General features: G+C 51.3%; 17 protein-coding genes and 2 pseudogenes. 15 read left to right on the top strand and 4 right to left on the bottom strand.

Annotated elements, in window-relative coordinates; translation table 11 throughout:
- Positions 1-45: 45 nt before the first annotated feature.
- Positions 46-285 carry a DUF1289 domain-containing protein gene (locus LCF41_RS12650; RefSeq protein ID WP_347880943.1) on the top strand — a complete coding sequence of 80 codons (240 nt, stop codon included), beginning with the start codon at positions 46-48 and terminating at the stop codon, positions 283-285.
- 227 nt (positions 286-512) lie between these two features.
- Complete coding sequence (gene slyA / locus LCF41_RS12645) at positions 513-950, top strand: transcriptional regulator SlyA (RefSeq protein WP_015840595.1); 438 nt, start codon at positions 513-515, stop codon at positions 948-950.
- A gap of 131 nt (positions 951-1,081) precedes the next feature.
- Here the strand turns inward: slyA and LCF41_RS12640 are convergent, their stop codons facing one another.
- The gene (locus tag LCF41_RS12640; RefSeq protein WP_225084917.1) at positions 1,082-1,549 is read right to left on the bottom strand and encodes an outer membrane lipoprotein; all 468 of its coding nucleotides are present in this window, start codon (positions 1,547-1,549) and stop codon (positions 1,082-1,084) included.
- A 348-nt stretch (positions 1,550-1,897) separates the two neighbouring features.
- Between LCF41_RS12640 and anmK the strand changes: the two genes are divergently transcribed.
- From anmK to pdxY, 5 genes are all read left to right on the top strand, one after another.
- On the top strand, positions 1,898-3,010 hold the full coding sequence (gene anmK / locus LCF41_RS12635; RefSeq protein ID WP_225084916.1) for an anhydro-N-acetylmuramic acid kinase: 1,113 nt from the start codon (positions 1,898-1,900) through the stop codon (positions 3,008-3,010).
- Positions 3,011-3,107: 97 nt separating this feature from the next.
- Positions 3,108-3,425, top strand: a complete 318-nt coding sequence (locus LCF41_RS12630; protein ID WP_225084915.1) for an MliC family protein — start codon at positions 3,108-3,110, stop codon at positions 3,423-3,425.
- 106 nt (positions 3,426-3,531) lie between these two features.
- Entirely contained in the window at positions 3,532-4,212 is a 681-nt protein-coding gene (gene pdxH / locus LCF41_RS12625) for a pyridoxamine 5'-phosphate oxidase (protein WP_180742802.1), read from the top strand.
- A gap of 237 nt (positions 4,213-4,449) precedes the next feature.
- Positions 4,450-5,727: a tyrosine--tRNA ligase gene (gene tyrS / locus LCF41_RS12620; RefSeq protein WP_225084914.1), complete on the top strand. Its 1,278-nt coding sequence runs from the start codon at positions 4,450-4,452 to the stop codon at positions 5,725-5,727.
- A gap of 84 nt (positions 5,728-5,811) precedes the next feature.
- Positions 5,812-6,672, top strand: coding sequence for a pyridoxal kinase PdxY (gene pdxY, locus LCF41_RS12615; protein ID WP_225084913.1), 861 nt, complete (start codon positions 5,812-5,814; stop codon positions 6,670-6,672).
- A gap of 54 nt (positions 6,673-6,726) precedes the next feature.
- On the opposite strand, the gene gstA is transcribed toward pdxY, so the two are convergent.
- Positions 6,727-7,335: a glutathione transferase GstA gene (gstA, locus tag LCF41_RS12610; RefSeq protein ID WP_225084912.1), complete on the bottom strand. Its 609-nt coding sequence runs from the start codon at positions 7,333-7,335 to the stop codon at positions 6,727-6,729.
- Between the two features lie 924 nt (positions 7,336-8,259).
- Between gstA and LCF41_RS12605 the strand changes: the two genes are divergently transcribed.
- The 3 genes from LCF41_RS12605 to LCF41_RS12595 all read left to right on the top strand — a co-directional run bounded on the left by LCF41_RS12605 (position 8,260) and on the right by LCF41_RS12595 (position 14,377).
- Complete coding sequence (locus LCF41_RS12605; protein ID WP_225084911.1) at positions 8,260-9,564, top strand: dicarboxylate/amino acid:cation symporter; 1,305 nt, start codon at positions 8,260-8,262, stop codon at positions 9,562-9,564.
- A 296-nt stretch (positions 9,565-9,860) separates the two neighbouring features.
- Positions 9,861-12,533 carry an aconitate hydratase AcnA gene (acnA, locus tag LCF41_RS12600; RefSeq protein ID WP_225084910.1) on the top strand — a complete coding sequence of 891 codons (2,673 nt, stop codon included), beginning with the start codon at positions 9,861-9,863 and terminating at the stop codon, positions 12,531-12,533.
- A gap of 212 nt (positions 12,534-12,745) precedes the next feature.
- Positions 12,746-14,377 carry an ABC transporter substrate-binding protein gene (locus tag LCF41_RS12595; protein WP_225084909.1) on the top strand — a complete coding sequence of 544 codons (1,632 nt, stop codon included), beginning with the start codon at positions 12,746-12,748 and terminating at the stop codon, positions 14,375-14,377.
- Between the two features lie 71 nt (positions 14,378-14,448).
- Here the strand turns inward: LCF41_RS12595 and ribA are convergent, their stop codons facing one another.
- Entirely contained in the window at positions 14,449-15,042 is a 594-nt protein-coding gene (ribA, locus tag LCF41_RS12590; RefSeq protein ID WP_225084908.1) for a GTP cyclohydrolase II, read from the bottom strand.
- Positions 15,043-15,354: 312 nt separating this feature from the next.
- Here ribA and pgpB point away from each other — a divergent pair, with 312 nt between their 5' ends.
- The 3 genes and pseudogenes from pgpB to LCF41_RS22350 all read left to right on the top strand — a co-directional run.
- Positions 15,355-16,131, top strand: coding sequence for a phosphatidylglycerophosphatase B (pgpB, locus tag LCF41_RS12585; protein WP_225084907.1), 777 nt, complete (start codon positions 15,355-15,357; stop codon positions 16,129-16,131).
- A gap of 331 nt (positions 16,132-16,462) precedes the next feature.
- A pseudogene (locus LCF41_RS22355) lies at positions 16,463-16,789 on the top strand (substrate-binding domain-containing protein); the annotation flags it as partial.
- Positions 16,763-17,653 (top strand): annotated as a pseudogene (locus LCF41_RS22350) (sugar phosphate isomerase/epimerase family protein); the annotation flags it as partial. The pseudogenes LCF41_RS22355 and LCF41_RS22350, both read left to right, overlap by 27 nt.
- An 89-nt stretch (positions 17,654-17,742) precedes the next feature.
- Here LCF41_RS22350 and LCF41_RS12575 read toward each other — a convergent pair.
- Positions 17,743-18,687 carry a sugar-binding transcriptional regulator gene (locus LCF41_RS12575; protein WP_225084906.1) on the bottom strand — a complete coding sequence of 315 codons (945 nt, stop codon included), beginning with the start codon at positions 18,685-18,687 and terminating at the stop codon, positions 17,743-17,745.
- 251 nt (positions 18,688-18,938) lie between these two features.
- On the opposite strand from LCF41_RS12575, the gene LCF41_RS12570 reads away from it, so the two are divergent.
- Positions 18,939-19,244, top strand: coding sequence for a LapA family protein (locus tag LCF41_RS12570; protein WP_015840581.1), 306 nt, complete (start codon positions 18,939-18,941; stop codon positions 19,242-19,244).
- A 12-nt stretch (positions 19,245-19,256) separates the two neighbouring features.
- Positions 19,257-20,426, top strand: coding sequence for a lipopolysaccharide assembly protein LapB (gene lapB / locus LCF41_RS12565; RefSeq protein ID WP_225084905.1), 1,170 nt, complete (start codon positions 19,257-19,259; stop codon positions 20,424-20,426).
- Positions 20,427-20,459: the final 33 nt, after the last annotated feature.

The following is a 20,459-nucleotide window of genomic DNA, read 5'->3' as shown; positions in this document are numbered from 1 at the left end:
GTAAAGAACAGGGCTTCAATAAATAGAGTTGTAGCAGGAGGTGTTGTGCCAGAGCAACTAGAACTCTTTGTGGTCCCTAATCCATGCCGTGGTATTTGTCAGGTGGATGAAGGCGGGTATTGTCGCGGTTGCTTTCGCAGTCGTAATGAACGCTTTAGTTGGAGCCAAATGAGTGATGCGCAGAAACAGGATGTGCTGCGTTTGTGTCGGCAGAGAATGAAACGCTCACAGCGTGCAGAGAAAACCGATACGCCAGCAGAATCCCGTCAGCCATCGTTGTTTTAAGTCATCTTGTCTTAGATGATCTATTAACGTGAAATTTTGTTTAAGCAACGCAGGAGCGTTCGATTGAATAAAATAAGCCTGAGATCATTTTTAAAAGACTTTTATTTGATAGAATCCATTTCACGGTGGTTCTATTTTTACAACAATAAAGTCGTTTCTTATTTTATAAATCAGAGTTGATTGCAATCCAGGGATATAACTTAGCGTGCTAACAATAAGGAGAGGTGATGGAATTGCCATTAGGATCTGATTTAGCCCGTCTGGTGCGCGTATGGCGTGCGCTAGTCGATCATCGGTTAAAACCACTTGAACTAACCCAAACACACTGGGTTACGCTGCATAACATATACCATTTACCCCCTGGTCAATCGCAGATTCAACTGGCCAAAGCGATAGGTATTGAGCAACCTTCATTGGTTCGAACACTGGATCAGCTGGAGGAGAAAGGGTTAATCACTCGCCATGTTTGTGCACACGATCGTCGGGCAAAACGTATTATGCTGACTGAATCGGCAGAGCCGATCATACAGGCAGTCAATGGCGTAATTAGCCATACACGTAATGAAGTATTATTTGGAATTACGCCGGAGCAGGTTGATGAATTAGCGCTGCTGGTTGCGCGCCTTGAGAAAAATATATTGGCATTACATGAGAATCAAGCGTAGCTAAATTTGGGTTGCGCAGAGGGAGAATTAAATCCCGGTAATATTACCAATATCTGTCATTGGTTATTCATTCCGGGAGTTGATTATTCGTTGTGACGATCGCCGCAGTTGGCGGCGATCGTCACACAGCATCAGCGTGGAGAAACGGTGATGCTGCGGCCATTGCTGGCCATAGCAACGCGTTGACCTACGCTGAATTTCGTATCGCCTTGTTTCTGTACTACCATGATAGTACTTCCGTCATCACGACGAATTTCCAGCTCTACGCCCTGTGTACGGTTCAGTGCACTTGTTGCGCTTTGACCCGCAACTCCACCTGCTACCGCACCCGCTGCTGTCGCCAGACTACGACCGGAACCGCCGCCGACCGTGTTGCCCAGGAAACCACCCAGTACGGCACCGCCCAGCGCACCGATCACGTTAGAATCTTCCCCCGCCTGAATCTGAACCGGGCGCGTAGAAACAATCGTACCGTAGGTCACAGTCTGTACCTGCTTAGCTTCGGATGCACTGTAAACATCACCTGAAAGTGTACTGGTATTAGCACAACCAGCCAGCGTGATACCTGCAAGGGTAACCACAAGTAAACGCTTCATCATAATACTAACTCCTTAATAGCGAATATGTCGGGCTGGCTCAGCCGCGGCCGACGCAGTGTTATACCAATAAATTATGGTCTGGCTCAGTATAGCATGCCACTCTTTTTACTCTTTTTTTCAGAATATAATAGTGCGCTTAAATTGCGTATAAACAGAGGAGTAAATCGCACGAGAAGTGGCTTTTTTTGTAGCAAATATTATCAAAACCCCCCATTTGGTTAAAAGCTGGCCCATGTGGCAAAAACGCAAAAAATTTAATAATTCAGCGTGTTAACGTGCTACTTTTATTCTCGATATAACGGTTATTAGCGGTGTTCTCTTTTTATCCCATAGGGCAAAGGCTACATAATGAGATCAGGCAGATATATTGGCGTAATGTCCGGCACCAGCCTGGATGGTGTGGACGTTGTGCTCGCCGCGATTGACGAGCATACGGTTGCTCAGCAGGCCAGCTACTGTCACCCGATACCGCAGGACATCAAAATGGCCATCCTGGGGATGTGTCAGGGGCAGGCGGTAACGCTGTCGGCACTGGGAAAGTTGGATACGCGTCTGGGTATCTTGTTTGCCGAAGCTGTACTGGCGCTGCTTAAAGAGACGGAATTGGGGGCTCAGGATATTACGGCGATTGGCTGCCACGGGCAGACGGTCTGGCACGAGCCTACGGGCGACGCGCCCTGCACGTTGCAGATCGGTGATAATAATCGTGTCGCCGCATTGACGGGTATTACGACCGTGGGGGATTTTCGCCGTCGGGATTTGGCTTATGGCGGGCAAGGCGCACCGCTGGTTCCCTCGTTCCACCATGCGCTGCTGCTACATCCTGTCGAACGGCGTATCGTGCTCAACGTTGGGGGAATCGCCAATCTGTCGCTGTTGGTTCCGGGTGCGCCAGTACGTGGTTACGACACTGGCCCCGGCAACATGTTGCTGGATGCCTGGATCTGGCGGCACTGCGCACAACCGTACGATAAAGACGCCGCGTGGGCGATAAGCGGGCAGGTTAACCCGCTATTGCTTCGTCGGATGTTAACCGATCCTTATTTTGCGTTACCGGCGCCAAAAAGCACCGGACGTGAGTATTTCAACCTGAGCTGGCTGGAAAGAATGCTGGCTGGGCTGCCGCCGATGGCATCACAGGATGTTCAGGCAACACTGGTTGAGTTAACCGCGATGAGCATCGCTGAACAGGTGCTGCTGGTCGGTGGATGCGAACGTTTACTGGTTTGTGGTGGCGGGGCGCGCAATCCGCTCATCATGTCGCGTCTCTCGGCGCTGCTGCCGGGCATCGAAGTTAGCACGACGGATGAATGTGGCGTAAGCGGCGATGACATGGAAGCGCTGGCATTTGCCTGGCTGGCTTCACGCACGTTGTCGGGACTGTCGGGCAATCTGCCGTCTGTTACGGGAGCGAGTCAGGAAACGGTGTTAGGCGCGATTTATCCGGTCAACGCGGATTAATCAGATTTTGCCGAGAGGTTCAGGTTTATCCTCTTGTTAAACTTCAAGGTGCGGCAGCGTCAGTTGCCGCCATTGACAAGAATGACAGGAGAAAAGAATGAAACGATTGCTGACGGGGACAGCGCTGATTCTGCTGAGCGGATGCAGCTATTTCGGTCATAAACAAACGGTGGAAACGCTGCATTATCAATGTGGTACCATGCCGCTAACGGTGACGCTACAGCAGGGCGGCGAAACGCCTTCGCAGGTGAGTTTCCTGCTGGACGGCGAACGTCTGGCTCTCCCTCAGGTGGTGTCCGCTTCTGGCGTCCGATACAGCAATGATATCTACACATTTTGGAGCAAAGGCGATCGCGCATTTATCCAACGTGGTGAACGGGTTATCGTAGACGACTGCGTGTTGGCACCGATGTAACTACGTCGCACGGTCGCGGTGTTACTGCTGATTGCGATTTTTCGGGTACGGGAGCAAAATGGGATTTTCGCCCGCTTCTGGCCCGACATTGCGACAGCAGGACATTATGACTCAGGAACGCTCCCCCTCTGATAGTACTCCTCTTCAACCCGCCGATATCGCCGACATCCGCCGTGAATACACGCGTGGTGGGCTTCGTCGTAGCGATCTTCCGGCTAACCCGTTGGATTTGTTTGAACGCTGGTTGAAGCAGGCCTGCGACGCGAAACTGGCCGATCCTACCGCGATGTCCGTCGCGACCGTCGATGAGCATGGGCAACCTTACCAACGTATCGTTCTGTTGAAACACTATGATGAGAAAGGCATGGTGTTTTATACCAATATGGGCAGCCGCAAAGCCCATCACCTGGAAAACAACCCACGTATTAGCCTGCTGTTCCCTTGGCATATGCTGGAACGACAGGTAATCGTGCTGGGGCGCGTGGAGAAACTACCGGCGCTGGAGGTGCTGAAATATTTCCACAGCCGCCCGAAAGACAGCCAGATTGGTGCGTGGGTATCTAAGCAGTCCAGCCGGATTTCAGCGCGCGGCGTGCTAGAGAGTAAATTTTTGGAATTGAAGCAAAAATTCCAGAATGGCGAGGTGCCTTTGCCGAGCTTCTGGGGAGGCTTCCGCGTCGTTATCGATTCTGTGGAGTTTTGGCAGGGCGGTGAGCACCGCTTGCACGATCGATTTTTCTATCAGCGGCAGGAAGAAGGCTGGCAGATTGATCGTTTAGCGCCTTAATCGCGAAATATCCGTGTTAAACGCTGGCGCTCCTATCATCAGCACTTTATCCTATGAAGTTTCGCGTTGACTGGGCATTGCACAGCGATAGGGGTGTTTATAGCGTGTTGCGTAAGGTAATGCGGCAGTGAAATCATCATGCGGCAGCAGGCAGGTATGCTGCGCATTTCTCACGGCGTTGTGCGTATCCCAAAGAGGGAACGTAACGGCCTGTTTTTTATAAAAATGGAGTTATCGATGGCGAGTAGTAACCTGATTAAACAATTGCAAGAGCGGGGCTTGATTGCCCAGGTGACGGATGAGGGTGCGTTAGCAGAGCGGCTGGCGCAAGGGCCAATCGCACTGTATTGCGGCTTCGATCCCACCGCTGACAGCTTGCATTTGGGGCATCTGGTGCCGCTGCTCTGCCTGAAACGCTTCCAGTTGGCTGGGCACAAACCGGTGGCACTGGTAGGCGGCGCCACGGGGCTGATCGGTGACCCCAGCTTTAAAGCCACGGAGCGCAAGCTGAACACGGCTGACACCGTGGGGGAATGGGTAGAGAAAATTCGTCGTCAGGTGTCTCCATTCCTGGATTTTGACTGTGGCAAAAACAGCGCAATTGCGGCTAATAACTACGATTGGTTCGGCAGTATGAACGTGCTGGATTTCCTGCGTGACATCGGCAAACATTTCTCCGTTAATCAGATGATTAACAAAGAAGCCGTCAAACAGCGTTTAAACCGTGATGACGTTGGTATTTCGTTCACCGAATTTTCTTACAACCTGCTTCAGGGATATGACTTTGCCTCGCTGAACAAACAGCATGACGTCGAACTGCAAATTGGGGGTTCTGACCAGTGGGGCAACATCACCTCCGGTATCGATTTGACGCGCCGTATGAACCAAAAACAGGTTTACGGTTTGACTGTGCCGTTGATCACCAAATCTGATGGGACGAAATTCGGTAAAACGGAAGGCGGCGCGATCTGGCTTGATGCCAGCAAAACCAGCCCTTACAAATTCTACCAGTTCTGGATCAACACGGCGGATGCCGATGTGTACCGCTTCCTGAAATTCTTCACGTTCATGAGCCTTGAAGACATCGACGCGCTGGAAGAAGAAGATAAAAATAGCGGTAAGGCTCCGCGTGCGCAGTACGTGTTGGCGGAAGAAGTGACCCGTATGGTGCATGGCGAAGCGGGTCTGGAAGCCGCTCGCCGTATTACACAAAGCCTGTTCTCTGGCGCATTGCAGGAGATGACGCAGGACGATTTTGCCCAACTGGCGCAGGATGGTATGCCGATTATCGAACTGGAAAACGGCGCGGATTTGCAACAGGCGCTGGTGAGTGCGGAGCTGGTGCCGTCACGCGGTCAGGCTCGTACGATGATCTCTTCGAATGCGGTAACCATTAATGGCGAAAAGCAGGCCGATCCTGAATACACCTTCAGTGCTGCTGACCGTTTGTTCGATCGCTACACCTTGTTGCGTCGCGGCAAAAAGCACTACTGCCTGATCTGTTGGAAAGCATAAGCATCACCGATAAGGGAGCGCCAGCTCCCTTTCTTCTTGTAAGTTGAGGCGCACAGGCGCTGGCAAGGATTTGAGTTGTATCTAATGAAAAATATACTTTCCATCCAATCCCATGTCGTTTTTGGTCATGCTGGTAACAGCGCGGCAGAGTTTCCCATGCGTCGGATGGGCGCAAACGTTTGGCCGTTGAATACGGTGCAATTCTCGAACCATACCCAATACGGCCACTGGACGGGGTGTGTAATGCCTGCGAGTCACCTGACCGACGTGGTGCAGGGGATTGCGAATATCGACAAGCTGAAAACCTGTAATGCCGTGCTGAGTGGTTATATCGGGTCGGCGGAGCAAGGGGAACATATCCTTGGGATTGTCCGTCAGGTAAAAGCCGCCAATCCTGATGCGCTATATTTCTGCGATCCGGTGATGGGAACGCCAGAGAAAGGCTGCATTGTCGCGCCCGGCGTATCTGGGTTTCACTGTCAGCAGTCGTTGCTTGCGGCCGATATTATCGCGCCGAATCTGCCTGAACTGGAACTGCTCGGTGGCCGCACCGTACATAACGTGGCAGAGGCCGTGGAAACCGCGCGCGCGCTGTGTGAAAAAGGACCAAAAATCGTTCTGGTCAAACACCTTAGCCGAGCGGCTGCGCGTGAAGACAGCTTCGAGATGCTGCTGGTCACGCCGACGGATGCCTGGCACATCAGCCGTCCCCTGGTGGAATTTGAACGCCAGCCCGTCGGCGTGGGCGATTTAACCAGTGGCTTGCTGCTGGTGAACTTGCTGAAAGGAGTGGCCTTGGATAAGGCGCTGGAGCACACGACGGCGGCTGTCTATGAAGTCATGCTGGTGACGAAAGAGATGAATGAATATGAGCTGCAACTGGTCGCTGCTCAGGATGGGATTGCCAATCCGCGTCATCATTTTCAGGCGATTCGCCTGTCGTAAAATGTATAACGCCCCGAATGTCGGGGCGTTATTGCATGCTATTTTTTCAACCTTTCAACCTTTCAACCTTTCAACCTTAAGCGCGGTCGCGACGGAAGGGCGTTCGGCAATGTGGTCGAGGTAAGCCGCTAGTGCAGGGTAGCGGAACATGTCCAGTTTTAGCGACTGTGCCCAGCGCATCACGGTAAACAGATACGCATCGGCGATACTAAAACGGTTAGCGACCAGATAGTTTTGTTCACTTAACACCAGATTTATATAACGAAATTTGACCTGCAAATATTCCATCAGCAGCTCTTTATACGTTTCCGGCGTGCCGGGACGGAAAAGCGGCGTAAACGTTTTGTGCAGCTCCGCAGAAATGTAATTCAGCCATTCGAGAGTATGGTAGCGCGCCATGCTGCCGGTCGGGGCGATAAGGTTACAGTGTGGAACCAGATCGGCGATGTATACGGCGATAGCGACACCTTCAGTCAGAACAGAACCATCATCCAACTCTAGTGCTGGCACCATTCCTTTCGGGTTGATGAACGTATAGTCGGTTCCACGCTCTGTCTTTTTCGTGCGCAGGTTGACCTTCTCCAGCTTGAATTCCAGTTTGGATTCGATCAAAACGATGTGTGTAAATAGAGAACTGCTTTCAGCTTTATAAAACAGTTTCATGGAAACCCCTTTCTATTATTATTTTTCCATCAACACATGCGCTGATGATTGTTGAATAGCTACATGTCGTTTTTTTACAACAAAACGTAACGAGAGAGTGTGAGGCTTCTTGCAAAATACTCCTTATGTATGATTGTTGTATGAAATTCAGGCGATTTTGACCGTTCAGCATCAAATGTTCATTCGCCATTCCTGGGCTGTTTTACTGAGGTTAACGGCGAAGGTAAGTAAAGCGATGTGGCGGTCGCCATAGGCCGCTTTTGGCGGGGATGGGAACATCGACGTGATGGATCGCCAGAGTCACTTCGGAATTGGCAAGATCGCGATAGCCTGGGAGATGAGACGTTAACGCAGGGAACGTGCTAAATAAAGGACGCTGTGGGTTTTTGAAGCCTATGCGGTTAAATCAGCGGTGTAAGTGATGTTTTCCCACGTGTGATTTATCGAACTTAATTAATGATTACTACATTTTTTGATAGGAAAAAATTCATTAGTGACAGATTTCGTATTTTTCATGACACCGTCAATTTAAGTTATTTCCCCAAGGTTGGTGCCTTATGGATATTTAAAAATGAAAATAGGAGGGGTATGAAGAAACGTAATTTATTGTTACATAGACTAGGTTACTCCTTTATTTTAGCCTGTAATAAAATAGGGGTAGTCATGTTGAATGGTTTTTGTGGGGAAAGAATGAAATGAGTTAACTATGACGCTTCCTGTTATATCTTCTGTGTTATTTCTCGGCTTCTATTATTGATGGGGAAGCAATAACATTATCGATTAACTATTATTCTACACCAAGATACAGACAATATTACGACGAAAAATGGGATAAACCGCAGGATGATGACGAGGATGCATCGAACGGCGAGTTCTTACTAATAATGCGTATTGTCTAACGCTATTTGTTACCATGAGGTTACTATGAAAAAGAACAGCTTATTGTTTTTTATTGCCTTGGCTATTGTTCTCGGAATTATTGTCGGGGGGGTCTGTCATGCTGTATTAACTGAGCAGCAAGCCAAAGACGTCGTTTCCTACTTTAATCTAGTGACCGATGTTTTTCTTCGCCTGATAAAAATGATTATTGCGCCATTGGTATTCGCAACATTGGTCTCGGGTCTTGCTAGTATGGGGAATTCTTCCTCAGTTGGCAGAATAGGTCTGAAGGCCATGGTGTGGTTTATTTGCTCTTCAGTGGTATCCCTCTTTATTGGTATGTTGTTGGCAAATATCTTTGAACCCGGTGTTGGCATGAATCTCGCCATTCCAAGTACGCCAATAGCCGTAGATACTGGCGTAAACACTGGCGGATTTACGCTGAAAAGCTTCATTGCGCATATATTTCCACGCAGTATCGTCGAAGCCATGGCGAATAACGAAATATTGCAGATTCTGGTGTTCTCGATGTTCTTCGGTTCTGCATTGGCTTTTGTTAAAGGCCAAACCAAGCATGCCGTTACCATGGAAACGATGGTAGAAGCACTGGCGAAAGTGATGTTTCGGGTGACGGACTATGTCATGCGATTAGCGCCGCTGGCCGTGTTTTCCTCGCTGGCGTCATCTATTACGACCGAAGGTCTGGGGCTTCTCCTCGACTTTGGCAAAGTTATCGGCGAGTTCTACCTTGGATTAGCGCTGCTATGGGGGCTCATGTTTGGTGCCGGGACGTTGTTCCTCGGTAAGAAAGCAACCTGGGGTCTGATCAAACTGCTGCGTGAGCCTAGTATGCTGGCGTTTGCGACGGCTAGTAGCGAAGCGGCCTATCCGAAAACAATGGAAGCGCTGAGCGAATTCGGCGTGCCTAAAAAAATCACCAGCTTCGTGCTCCCGTTGGGGTATTCCTTTAACCTTGTCGGATCCATGATCTATCAGGCGTTTGCCATTCTGTTTATCGCGCAGGCTTACAACATCCACTTAAGTTTGACGGAGCAGACCCTGATTCTGCTGACGCTGATGATCACCAGTAAAGGTATGGCTGGCGTAGCGCGTGCCGCCGTCGTCGTGGTTGCTGCGACATTGCCGATGTTCAGTTTACCCGAAGCGGGCATTTTGCTGATTATTGGTATCGATCAGTTCCTGGATATGGGCCGCACGGCGACCAATGTGATTGGTAACGGTATGGCGACTGCGGTTGTTGCCAAGCTGGAGCGAAACCATGGACTGGAAGAACAAGAGCATGAGCATGCCGATGAAGACGCACCTGTGATGGCGGCCGAAAATGTCTAAATTCGCTTCAGGTTAATACACTGAGACAGACGGCCTTCGGGCCGTTTTTCTCTTCTGCTTTCGCTCCCTTCTGCTTGCTGCTTTTACTGTCTGCTATCCCCTTCACGTTCCTATTAGCGTTTATTTTGATCTACCGCTTTTCAATAGCTAACGGCTATCGCTGCATTCATATCGTCTTGTTGCAAAAACGTTATTTTTTGTTTGTGTTATCTTTAAATAAGACCGCAAGATCAGGCTGGTTATTCATTGATCGCCCGATGCAGAATAACGAATAGCAAGTTAATTTGGGAGGAAGCATGTCATCACACCTTCGCGACACTTGTCTGGACACACTGACGGTACAGCAGCAAATTTACCATTATTACAGCCTGCCGAAGGCGGCGAAAGCGCTCGGTAACATTGATAAATTACCGAAGTCACTCAAGGTGCTGCTGGAGAATTTATTGCGTCATCAGGACGGCGACACGGTCGAGCAGGACGACCTTCAGGCGGTCGTGGACTGGCTGAAGACAGGCCACGTTGACCGGGAAATTGCCTATCGTCCCGCGCGTGTATTAATGCAGGATTTTACCGGCGTGCCTGCCGTGGTCGATCTGGCAGCGATGCGGGCGGCGGTGAAGCGACTGGGCGGCGATGTGAATAAGGTTAACCCGCTGTCGCCAGTTGATTTGGTTATTGACCACTCGGTGACGGTTGATCACTTCGGCGATCGTCAGGCGCTCACGGATAACACACAGCTGGAAATGGCGCGTAACCGTGAACGCTATGAGTTTCTGCGCTGGGGGCAAAATGCCTTTAGCCACTTTAGCGTCGTGCCGCCGGGAACCGGGATTTGCCATCAGGTGAATCTGGAGTATCTGGCTAAGGCCATCTGGCATGAAAAGCAGGGCGATAAACAGTTCGCCTATCCCGATACGCTGGTGGGAACCGATTCACATACCACGATGATTAACGGTTTGGGTGTGCTCGGCTGGGGCGTCGGCGGGATAGAAGCCGAAGCAGCGATGCTGGGGCAACCGGTGTCGATGCTGATCCCCGATGTGGTCGGCGTTAAACTCAGCGGCAAGATGCGCGAAGGGATCACGGCAACCGATCTGGTGCTGACGGTTACGCAGATGCTGCGTAAACACGGCGTGGTCGGCAAGTTTGTGGAATTTTACGGCGATGGACTGGATTCGCTTCCGCTGGCGGATCGCGCGACCATCGCCAACATGGCACCGGAATATGGTGCGACCTGCGGTTTTTTCCCCATCGATCAAATCACGCTGGACTACATGCGGTTGACCAACCGTGCGGAAGAACAGATTGCACTGGTGGAAGCTTACAGTAAGCAGCAAGGGCTGTGGCGTAATACCGGGGATGAACCGGTATTTACCAGCCAGCTCGCGCTGGATTTGGCGACGGTGGAAACCAGTCTGGCAGGGCCGAAACGCCCGCAGGATCGTGTGCCTTTACCTGGCGTGCCAGAAGCCTTTAAAGCCAGTCGGGAGTTGGATGTCAGCACGGTGAAGAATCGTTCGGACTATGAAGAATTCACGTTGGAAGGCGAAACGCACCGTTTGCATCAAGGCGCGGTCGTGATCGCTGCGATCACGTCCTGCACCAATACCTCTAACCCGAGCGTGCTGATGACAGCCGGGCTGCTGGCAAAAAATGCCGTAGAGCGCGGTCTGAAAACCAAACCGTGGGTGAAAACGTCGTTGGCACCCGGATCACGCGTCGTAACCGATTACTATGCTAAAGCGGGATTGACGCCGTACCTTGATGAACTGGGGTTCAATCTGGTCGGTTACGGCTGTACCACCTGTATCGGTAACTCCGGCCCGCTGCCGGACGCGATCGAAGCCGCGATAAAAGCAGGCGATCTGACGGTTGGCGCGGTGCTGTCAGGCAACCGTAATTTTGAAGGCCGCATCCATCCGCTGGTGAAAACGAACTGGCTGGCATCGCCGCCGCTGGTGGTCGCGTATGCGCTGGCGGGGAATATGAACGTCGATCTGACCCAAGAACCGCTGGGTGAAGATCGTGACGGAAAAGCCGTCTTCCTGAAAGATATCTGGCCTTCGACCAAAGCGGTGGCAGACGCGGTATTGAATGTCAGCGCGGGCATGTTCCACAAGCAATATGCGGCGGTGTTTGAAGGCACGCAGGAGTGGCAAGATATCGAGGTCGATAACAATCCTACCTATCAATGGCCGGAAGAATCGACCTACATTCGTCAGACGCCTTTCTTTCTGGAAATGGGGAAAGAACCTGAACCGGTTCAGGATATCCACAACGCGCGTATTCTGGCGATGTTGGGCGATTCGGTCACCACCGACCATATCTCGCCAGCCGGTAATATCAAGCGCGATAGCCCGGCAGGGAAATATTTGCTGGAGCGTGGCGTCGAAACCGCGGAGTTCAACTCTTACGGTTCACGGCGCGGTAACCACGAAGTGATGATGCGCGGGACGTTTGCCAACATCCGTATTCGTAATGAGATGGTGCCGGGTAAAGAGGGCGGTTATACCCGCCATATCCCGTCGCAGAATGAGATGACGATTTATGACGCGGCGATGCGCTACAAGGACGACAATGTGCCACTGGCGCTGTTTGCCGGGAAGGAATACGGTTCAGGCTCCAGCCGCGACTGGGCCGCGAAAGGCCCGCGTTTGCTGGGGGTTCGTGTGGTGATTGCCGAATCGTTCGAGCGTATTCACCGTTCTAACCTGATTGGGATGGGGATTCTGCCGCTGGAGTTTCCTGACGGTGTGACGCGTAAGACGCTGCAATTAACCGGCGACGAGCAAATCTCGATTACGGGGCTAAATCAGCTGACGCCGGGGGCGACGGTTGAGGTCAACATCACGGATACCAGTGGTAACACGCAGACCATCAGCACCCGCTGCCGCATCGACACCCGTAACGAACTGACCTACTACCAGAACGACGGCATCCTGCACTACGTTATCCGTAATATGCTGTAACGTTACTCCTGTTCAGTCCTGCCGCGCTGGTGCACTTTTCTTCTGCACCAGCGCACGTTTTCCCACATTAAATGCTCGAATCCTCAGGTGAATTGTGGTTAGGTGGTAGTGACGCTAACTACATGGGGAATAAGTAAAAATTATTGCCCATCCATGCCTCGGAATCGCGGAAATGCCGCTTGAAGAATGACGGGGATATAACAGGAGGTTATATGAATGAGTTAATTAAAAAACGCTTCAAACACTCGCTGCTGCTCACGCTGTGTACCGCAGGGGCGATGACATCGGCTTTTGCTGCCCAGGTTCCTGCTGGGGCGGTACTGGCGGATAAGCAAGAACTGGTACGAGGCAACGGTTCAGAGCCGGCATCGTTGGATCCGCATAAGGTGGAAAGCGATGTAGAAGGCCACATTATCAATGATTTCTTCGATAATCTGGTTCGCGTGGACGATGACGGCACTATCGAACCGCGACTGGCGGAGCGCTGGGAGAATAAAGACAACACGGTGTGGACGTTCCATCTGCGGCCTGATGCCAAATGGTCCGATGGTTCACCGATTACCGCTGATGATGTGGTTTACAGCTGGCGACGTCTTGGTGACCCGAAAACGCTGTCACCGTACGGTAGCTATGTCGCCAGTATGTATGTGAAGAATGCGGCGGATATTCTGGCAGGCAAGAAAACGCCAGATTCCTTGGGTATCAAGGCGCTGGATAGTCATACCGTTGAAGTGACGCTGGAGCATCCGCTTTCCTATTTCCTGGAAATGTCGGCTTACCATGTACTGGTGCCATTACCGAAAGCGGTGATTGAAAAGCATCCGGAAAACTGGACGCAGGTCGGCAATTTTGTCAGCAGCGGTCCCTACACGCTGAGCGAGTGGGTCGTTAACGAACGTATCGTCGGCACGCGCAATAGCCAGTATTGGGATAACGCGCATACCGTGATTAACAAAGTGACGTACCTGCCGATCAGTTCTCAGGCGGCGGAGCTGAATCGCTATAAGTCCGGTGAAGTTGACATTACCGGGCTGTTATCACCGATCCAGTTTGCATCATTGAAAAAAGAATACCCGCAGGAAGTGAAGGTAGCACCGCAGATCGGTACCTACTTCTATCGCTTCAATACGAAAAAGGCACCTTTTGACGATCCCCGTGTTCGTCGTGCTCTGGATCTCAGCTTAGATAAAGATATCATCGCCAATAATGTGTTGGGTATGGGACAGACGCCTGCTTACAGTTTGATTCCTAAAAATATTGGTGGCTTCCAGCGTAAGGATCCTGAATGGGCTAGTTGGACACAGCAACAGCGCAACGAGGAAGCGAAAAAACTGTTGAAAGAAGCTGGATTTGATGAAAAACATCCGCTGAAATTCAACCTGCTTTACAACACCTCTGAATCGCATTTGCGTGTGGCGATCGCCGCGAGTTCAATGTGGAAGAAGAATCTTGGCTCAGAAGTGACGCTGCAAAATCAGGAATGGAAAACCATGCTGGATACTGTACGTATGGGGAATTTTGAAGTGGTCAGACAATCCTGGACGGGGGATTACAATGAAGCCAGTACGTTCCTGAATACGTTGGAAACCAATGACAGTAACAACAATGGTAAATTCAGTAATACGGAATATGATGCGTTGTTGAAAAAAGCGCTGACGGTGAAGGATAAGCAAGATAAAGAGGTTATTTATCAACAGGCTTCGGATATTTTAGATAAAAACATTCCATTATTGCCTATCTATTATTACGTCCAGCCTCAGATGGTTAAAACCTATATTGGTGGTTTTTCGCCTAATGTGCGCGGCGATTATTACACGCAAGACATGTACATCCTCAAGCACTGAACCAAATAAAACAGCCGGTAAAAACCGGCTGTCGTCATTGAAAGATACGATCCTGACGCGACGTGGGATCGCTATTTCATATCCAGCATGTGTCCCATTTTGGCGGCTTTGGTTGCCAGATAGTTCTCATTCTTTGGGTTGCGCCCGACGAGTAATGGCACACGTTCGACGATATTGATTCCTGCTTCGTTGAGTATTTTCACTTTCTGCGGGTTATTGGTCAGCAGGCGGACTTCATCAACGCCCAGCAGCTTGAACATATCAGCGCACAGTGTGAAATCACGCTCGTCGGCGGCGAATCCAAGCTGTTGGTTGGCCTCCACCGTATCGGCACCCAGATCCTGCAACGCATAGGCGCGGATCTTATTGAGCAACCCAATGTTACGGCCTTCCTGACGGTGGTATAACAGTACGCCGCGACCTTCTTCGGCGATGTGACCCAGTGCGGCTTCAAGCTGGAACCCGCAATCACAACGCAGGCTAAATAACGCATCCCCTGTCAGACACTCGGAATGCACGCGGGCAAGTACGGGAACTGAACCGGAAATATCACCATAGACCAATGCAAGGTGATCGTGCCCCGTGGCGATCTCTTCAAAACCGACCATCAAAAAATCGCCCCATGGGGTAGGCAACTTGGCTTCCGCCACCCTTTTTAGCTGCATACTCTTCTCCAAAAATGCTGTATCCAAAAAGCTTTTTCTAAAAAGCTGCTTTTTAAAAATAAAAGTGCTGGGGCGAATCCTACTGCGCCCTATCGCGCTTGACTAGCAAAAAAGCCTGTCTAAGAACGTCACAAAAATTGAACTATAACGCCACCAGACTGCCATCTGGTTTCAGATTCGTTGACAGAACTGAGCGCTATTTTACGCCATACTGACAGTCTATGTCGGATTTTCTGATAGAATTGTGAAAGTTTTGTTGCAAAGCATCATACTGAATTATGGGAACAAACTATCTGTATTATGGGAAAAACTATGTACGAAATTGCCAAACGAACAACCATTGGTGCGGCGCTATTACTGATTATGCCAATGATTATCTGGGTGAGCGGTTGGCAGTGGCAACCGGAGTATAACGGGCTCTGGTTACGCGTACTTTTCTGGATTACAGAAACGGTGACGTCGCCGTGGGGCATTCTGACCAGCATCGTACTGGGTATTTGGTTTCTCTGGTGCCTGCGTTTTCGTCTGAAGCCCGCGCTCGGTCTGTTAGTCATCATGGCGATTACCGTGCTGGTGGGTCAGGGTATCAAATCGGTGATTAAAGAGTGGGTACAGGAATCTCGGCCCTATGTCGTCTGGCTGGAGAAAAATCACCAGGTAGATGACAGTTATTTCTATTCGTTGCCGCGTAAAGAACGTTCGGAACTGGTGAAAACGCAGTTGCAGGATCAAACACAGATTCCGCAATGGCTGCGTAGCCACTGGCAGTTTGAAACCGGCTTTGCTTTCCCGTCCGGGCACACCCTGTTTGCAGCGACTTGGGCGCTGCTGGGCGTTGGGCTGCTGTGGGCGCGTCGACATTATAAAACGGTGGTGATCCTGATGCTCTGGGCGAGTGGCGTCATGGGCAGCCGTCTGGCGCTCGGCATGCATTGGCCGCAGGATCTGGTGGTGGCGACGTTAATTAGCGGGCTGCTGGTGATCGTCGCCAGCTGGCTGGCGCAGCGCTGGTGTGGCCCGCTCTCGCTCCAGTATGAAGAAATTACAGAACAGGCGGAGGAGGATGCCGCCGAAAATAAACCCTCGTAGTCGTTGAGTTGTTGTTCCTGCTGTAAGTTATACTCCATAGATATTCCCCTGTAGCGCGTACCATGCGGATGGCATAAGTCATCCGCATTTTTTATGTCGCGCCTCCTTGTTCGTCGCTCGGTTGCCGTTGCTGATACAACGGCAAAAATTCCTCTCGCCTCTTTTTTTTCCCGGCTCTTGCCGCTATCGCCTCGCGCAAAATGTAAACAATTTGTGAGCTGCTTCGCTATTCCTGTTTTTGCTGTTGGACAATTTTTCGGTTGGTTGTAAAACTTCACTTGAATTTTAATTCGATATTGAATATATATTCAAGTGATGGGGGGGGATAACAATGAAACCTTACCGTCTGAAATCCTCCCTGCTGGCCATCATGTTTTCCTTTTCTGCCGGTGCGTTCGCCGCAGGTAACGGGTTGATCGCCATTATTACCCCTTCACACGACAACCCGTTCTTTAAAGCGGAAGCCGAAGGCGCCAGAACCAAAGCTATCGAACTGGGGTACACCACGCTGGTGGCGTCGCATGACGATGGCGTCAGCAAACAAAATCAGCTGATTGAAACCGCCATTGCCCGCAAGGCGAAGGCCATCATTCTGGATAATGCCGGAGCCGATGGCACCATTGGCCCGTTTCAGATCAAAGCGGCGAAAGCCGTTGGCGAGCTTTCCTATGTCGATTTGCCTTATCCCTTCACGCCGGGCGTGACGCTCAGCGAAGTGAAGGATGCGTTGAAAGATGCCGGGCTGAAGGCGATTGGCATCACGCCGGAAATTTACCTGCAAAAGTGGTCTCGCGGTGCCTTTACCAACCCCGATCCGGCGGCCCGAGCCGCAGCATTTTAACTCATGCACGAATCAGCCGGCATTGTGCGTGAATTAGGGGCAAATTACGTCAAAGTCTGGCCGGGTCAGGATGGCTGGGATTATCCGTTCCAAGTTAGCCATAAAAACCTGTGGAAGCTGGCGGTTGATGGTATGCGCGATCTGGCGGGGGCTAACCCCGATGTGAAATTCGCTATTGAGTACAAGCCGCGTGAACCGCGCGTGAAAATGACCTGGGACTCTGCCGCGCGAACGCTGCTGGGAATTGAAGATATCGGGCTGGATAACGTCGGGGTGCTACTGGATTTCGGGCATGCTCTGTATGGCGGCGAATCACCAGCCGACTCGGCCCAGCTGATTATCGATCGCGGCCGACTGTGCGGTATGGATGTGAATGACAATCTGCGCGGTTGGGATGACGACCTGGTGGTCGGCACCGTGCATATGACCGAGATCTTTGAATTCTTCTATGTGCTGAAAATCAATAACTGGCAGGGTGTCTGGCAGCTCGATCAGTTCCCGTTCCGCGAGAATCACGTTGAAGCCGCGAAGCTGTCCATTCGTTTCCTGAAGCATATCTACCGCTCGCTGGACAAGCTGGATATTCCGGCGCTCCAGGCGGCACAGGAAGCGCAAAATCCGTTACAGGCGCAGCGGATTGTGCAGGATGCGCTGCTGTCATCCATTAACGTAAACGAATAATCTCGCGGTGGTGCGTCAGACGTAGAGAGGGGAATTACTCTGCGCCTGACGCTATCGTTCTTGCTTGCTCATCACGCATGATGGGTACGTTAGATCAGTGTCTCGGCTGTTAACCGATCGGTAATCAGTACATCAACGTAATGGCCGATCAACGCGCCGCGAATCGCTGCACTTTTCTCGATACCCCCCGCCAACGCCACCACGCGAGGACATTGACGCAGTTGTGGCAGTGCCATACCGATCACCGGATCCTCATCGTCCTGCAATACTGGTTCGCCGTCCGCATTGTAGTAATGCAGGCACAAATCCCCCACGGCGCCGCGTTCGGCCAGCTGTTGCAGCATCGCTTCGTGATAGTAGTTACCGGAATTTTTCAGCAACTGCGACGGTTCCAGTACGCCAATACCCACAAGCGCCAGACTCACCTCGCTGAATTTATCGACCACGTTGGAAACTTCATCGCTGGTCACCAAACGGGCACGGTCTTCTACCGACCGTTCAATACTCTGTGCGGGCAAGAGGTAAGCGGGGCAACTGAGCTGATTGGCTAAGGTTTGCGTCAGGATCGTCGCTTGCACGTTGCCGTTCGGCCCTACGCCGCCTAACAACTGGATGACGCCCTGAGCCTTGACACTCTGCGGATGCAGGCTGTCCACCATCGCCCGCAGTGTGCTGCTCCAGGATGAAATACCCACCAGATCGTCAGGACGGATACTGGTTTGGACATAGTGTGCGGCCGCAGAGCCAATCGCCTGCTTGATTTGCGTCAGCGTGGCGTTATCGGCGACATCCACCACGATAGCCTGATCGATGCCGTAGCGCTTCTGAATCGCCGCTTCCAGCCCCATGAACATGTTCGGGGGTTGAATTACGCTGATTTTGACCACACCTTCTTTAACACAGCGCGTGAGGGCGCGGGAGACAAAAGATTGTGACAAATGGAGTGAGGCAGCAATGTCTGCTTGTTTCATCCCTTCGCTATAATAGAGCGTAGCGATCTTGACCAATAATCGCTGTTCGTCCTGCTTTGACATGACTTTTCCCCTTGCTGACTTGCTGCTGTCATTTTTATTCAGCACAGAATAAATAACAAGCGCAGACGGCAGCGGAGCACGGTTCTTGTTTTTGACTTTTGTACACTGGAAGTGTGGTGATAAGTGCGGCGACAAAAAATCGGGTTGACGCTGTGATTTCCCTGTCCGTGCCGGACATGGTAATTTAATGGGGTTTGTTGCCAAAATTTGGCATAATTCATCCGGTTACTGGATATCACAGGAAGGACAATGTGAAATATTTGCTGATTTTTTTACTCGTGCTGGCGATATTCATCATTTCTGTCACACTGGGTGCGCACAACGATCAGGTTGTGACATTTAACTACCTGCTGGCACAGGGGGATTATCGCATCTCCACGCTGCTTGCTACGCTGTTTGCCTTGGGCTTTGTCCTTGGCTGGGTTATCTGTGGTCTGTTTTATCTGCGTCAGCGCATTGCGCTTGGCCGTGCACAACGTAAAATCAAGCGTCTGGAACAACAGCTTTCTACCTCCACCGAGGAGAACGTGGCGCCAGTGCAGACGGTCACCCACTAAGGAATCCTCTCTATGTTAGAACTGCTGTTTCTGTTGCTGCCCGTGGCCGCCGCGTACGGCTGGTACATGGGGCGCAGAAGTGCGCAGCAGGACAAAGATCAGGAGTCCAACCGCCTGTCCCGTGAGTATGTCACCGGGGTTAACTTCCTGTTGTCCAATCAGCAGGATAAGGCGGTTGAGCTGTTCCTCGATATGCTCAAGGATGACAGCAACACCTTTGAAGCCCACCTCACGCTTGGTAATCTGTTCCGTTCGCGTGGCGAAGTCGATCGTGCGATACGCATCCATCAGGCGCTGACCGAAAGCGCATCGCTAACCTTTGAACAACGCCTGCTGGCGGTGCAACAACTGGGCCGTGATTACATGGCCGCCGGGTTGTACGACCGCGCTGAAGAAAGCTTCAACCAACTCGTGGATGAAGAGGATTTTCGGCGCAGCGCCTTGCAACAGCTATTACAGATCTATCAGGCGACCAGCGACTGGCCAGCGGCGATTGAGATTGCCGAGAAGTTGGTGAAGATGGGAAAAGATCAGCTCCGTGTGGATATCGCCCATTTTTATTGCGAATTGGCGCTGTTGGCGATGGGCAGCGACGATCTGGATAAAGCGTTAACGCTGCTTAAAAAAGGTGCCGCGGCGGACAATCAGTGTGCCCGCGCATCCATCATGATGGGGCGCATTTACATGGCACAGCAGGATTATTCGCGTGCCGTAGAAGCGCTGCGACAGGTTCTCGATCAGGATAAAGAGCTGGTCAGTGAAACGCTGCCGATGCTACAGGAGTGCTATCAGCATTTAGATAAGCCCTTGGATTGGGCGAATTTCCTCAAACGCTGTGTAGAAGAAAATACCGGTGCGACGGCGGAATTAATGCTGGCCGACATCCTTGAAAGAGAAGAGGGGGCTGAGGTTGCACAGGCTTATATCAATCGTCAGCTTCAGCGTCACCCCACAATGCGCGTATTCCATCGCCTGATGGATTTTCACCTGCATGAAGCGGAAGATGGACGAACAAAAGAAAATCTTCAGGGGTTGCGCGACATGGTGGGCGAACAGATTCGCACCAAACCCCGCTACAGTTGCCGCAAGTGTGGCTTCACGTCACAATCACTCTATTGGCAGTGTCCTTCCTGCCGTACCTGGGCCAGCATAAAACCGATCCGTGGGCTCGACGGCCAGTAACGCTTCACTATATCGCATGGATGTTATTTAATG

It is taken from the genome of Pectobacterium colocasium (genome assembly GCF_020181655.1).
Lineage (GTDB): Bacteria > Pseudomonadota > Gammaproteobacteria > Enterobacterales > Enterobacteriaceae > Pectobacterium > Pectobacterium colocasium.
Note: the sequence above shows the minus strand (reverse complement) of the source record. Positions and strands in the feature narration are given on the sequence as shown.